This window comes from Pantoea sp. EKM103V (genome assembly GCF_011800365.1).
In the GTDB taxonomy this organism is placed as follows: Bacteria; Pseudomonadota; Gammaproteobacteria; order Enterobacterales; family Enterobacteriaceae; genus Pantoea; species Pantoea anthophila.
Genome location: NZ_JAALFQ010000028.1, coordinates 1 through 2,283, shown reverse-complemented (window position 1 = coordinate 2,283; position 2,283 = coordinate 1). Strand labels below are relative to the sequence as shown.

Sequence of the window (2,283 nt, the reverse complement as noted above, 5' to 3'; positions counted from 1 at the left end):
ACAGGCCGGAACCTTAACCCCCTCTGACTGCGGAGATGTCTGATGAACACACAACCCCACGTTTTACAGCCGGCGTCTGTTCTGGCCGATTTTGTCAGCCTGCGTTTTCTGCCTTCCCTGTTTGGCCACGATTACGCGCAGGCCGAAAACAACGTGTACCTCTACGCGAGCCGCTACCTGGCGAACTATGACGGCACGGTCTGGGACTTCGTACAGCTGCCGGGCGGCGGCGGATACATGAAGCCGGAAGGTGAGGAACGCTACATGTATTCAAATCCGTATCACTGGACGGAGCTGGAAATCAGCGCCGGTGCGGCGGGGATCATCATCACGGCGCTGGTTCTTAACCATCGCAGCTGGCTGTATGACCGCCACGACGACGAAGAACTGAGTGCGCATTTCTGCCAGCGCCACCGCCAGCTGATGGAGTGCGTGAAAACCCATCCCGAAGCCGCCGCCATTTTCTGCGCCCTGAACTGATAACCAGCGGGGCGGCAATACCGCCCCTGTTTAAAAGGAAAAAAACCATGTACGGAACCGTTAATGAACTCTGCGCCCGATTATTACAGCGTTACAAATCTGACGAGCTTATGACGCTGATTGTCTGGACAAAAGAGGATGTGCTGGCTGTTCTCGACGACGAAAGCGTAACGGAAGAAACCGCCGCTGATATCGTGCAGCAAATCAGCGGGCTGGACGCGCAGCACGATTATGGCGTGAGCCTGGAAACCCTTCAGGCGGTGCTGGAGAACATCCGCGAGGAGGAAAAACAGGCCCGCGTGGCGACCGTGCCCGCCGCCGCGCTTGAGACGGCGATCAGGGTGGCGTGGGACTTCATGCGGCTTGAGGATGCGCAGAACGGAGAAGGGGCATCTGCCCGCCGCTTCCCGGCGGAAACGGCGGCGCTCTTTCGGATCAGCGCGCTGCTGAGAGAGCAGAGCGGCGAATAAACATATATCTGACAGCACGGGGCGGCAGGGCCGCCCCGGTAAGGAGAAAACCATGTACGGAACCGTAAGCCAGCTGTGTAACGACCTGAAAATTCAGTTTAAGGGCGATAAGAAAATCACGCTGATTATCTGGCGTAAAGAAGACGTGATACGGGTTATGGGGGAGGAGCACGTAACGGTGGAAACCGCCGCCGAAATCGTCTGTGACCTCGCCACGTGGGACAGGGATGCGCAGCACGAGGCGGGTGTGGGAGCCGAAACCCTCCGCGAGCTGGCTGATAATATCCGCTACGCCGCCGGACAGCGCAGCCGGCCCGTGACCCTGTCAGCCGGTGACCTGGAAATACTGATGCAGGCGGCGGGCAGGCTGCCGGATGCAGGCGCAGGCAGACAAACGGACGCGATTCAGGCGGCACTCAGGCGCGCATACCTTGCCATTAACCAGTAACAAAGGGGGCCGGGGAGGGAGGCCCGCCACTACCCTCCTGGTGCGCAAAACCCCCTGCGCCTGCGGCGCGCAGGCGGCAGGGCACGCCTGACGGCGCGGCCTCCGTCCGCTGCAGGGGAAAAGAAGAGTGCAATCAACACCTGTCAGAAGCGGTTTTTATTCATGACAGACAGGGGGGTAGTGTATAAAAATACGGCTCTAAAAGTGTGACTCAGGGTCACTCTGCATAACTTGCACCTGGCATGGAGCCGGGGCATTAACAATGGGTGTGCTGATATGAAAATATTGATAATTAGTCGGGAGAAATCATGGAGATGATCCGAGCTGTAATGCACATTTTCGTATTTATATTGTGTGCCTGTGGTGGCGGATTTGCAGGGGCTGCTTTGGTAAAAACGCGGAAAGGATTTATCACGGGTTGTCTGATTGGCGTGCTGGCAGGAACGGCAACTGTATGGTGGAGCAATCAGGACAGAACAGCACAATGCGACAGAATGGATGATGGTCTGATTCAGTCTTCTGTATGTGTAAATTAACCTGGCGAACAGAAGTATCCTGGTTAGTCCGCTGATATTAACCGGGCAGGAATAACAGGGTACTGGCCCATTCACTCCGGTTCTCTGGCTGCGCCTGATTCTCCTGCCAGCTGTCCTGCGGTTCAATCTTCAAGCATAATTTTTCAGCGAGCATCTGTTTACTTCATCGGCTTTAAATCTGGCTGCTCGCTGAATTTAAGTCTCATCAATACCTTACTCGTTCCCCATCTCAGACCCGAAATGCCCTCTGTCGCCGGCAGAATGCTGTCCCGCCGGGCGTCCGGGCGCGCTGTCATGCTGCGCACAGAGCCGGCAGGCCGTCTCTGCCCTGCGGGTGTCCATCGCTGAC

General features: G+C 56.9%; 4 protein-coding genes. All 4 read left to right on the top strand.

What is annotated here, in order from left to right:
• The first annotated feature begins 42 nt into the window (after positions 1-42).
• Positions 43-480 carry an antirestriction protein gene (locus HFD97_RS21940; RefSeq protein WP_167432539.1) on the top strand — a complete coding sequence of 146 codons (438 nt, stop codon included), beginning with the start codon at positions 43-45 and terminating at the stop codon, positions 478-480.
• Positions 481-527: 47 nt separating this feature from the next.
• Entirely contained in the window at positions 528-950 is a 423-nt protein-coding gene (locus HFD97_RS21935) for a DUF1380 family protein (protein WP_167432540.1), read from the top strand.
• A gap of 52 nt (positions 951-1,002) precedes the next feature.
• Positions 1,003-1,398, top strand: coding sequence for a DUF1380 family protein (locus HFD97_RS21930; RefSeq protein ID WP_167432541.1), 396 nt, complete (start codon positions 1,003-1,005; stop codon positions 1,396-1,398).
• A 308-nt stretch (positions 1,399-1,706) separates the two neighbouring features.
• A complete protein-coding gene (locus HFD97_RS21925) occupies positions 1,707-1,934 on the top strand; it encodes a hypothetical protein (protein WP_167432542.1) in 228 nt (75 codons plus the stop codon).
• Positions 1,935-2,283 lie beyond the last annotated feature (349 nt).

What these genes read in the sequence shown, in the direction of transcription:
- HFD97_RS21925 (WP_167432542.1), top strand. Translation starts at nt 1,707, where the DNA reads ATGGAGATGATCCGAGCTGTAATGCACATTTTCGTATTTATATTGTGT.
- HFD97_RS21930 (WP_167432541.1), top strand. Translation starts at nt 1,003, where the DNA reads ATGTACGGAACCGTAAGCCAGCTGTGTAACGACCTGAAAATTCAGTTT.
- HFD97_RS21940 (WP_167432539.1), top strand. Translation starts at nt 43, where the DNA reads ATGAACACACAACCCCACGTTTTACAGCCGGCGTCTGTTCTGGCCGAT.
- HFD97_RS21935 (WP_167432540.1), top strand. Translation starts at nt 528, where the DNA reads ATGTACGGAACCGTTAATGAACTCTGCGCCCGATTATTACAGCGTTAC.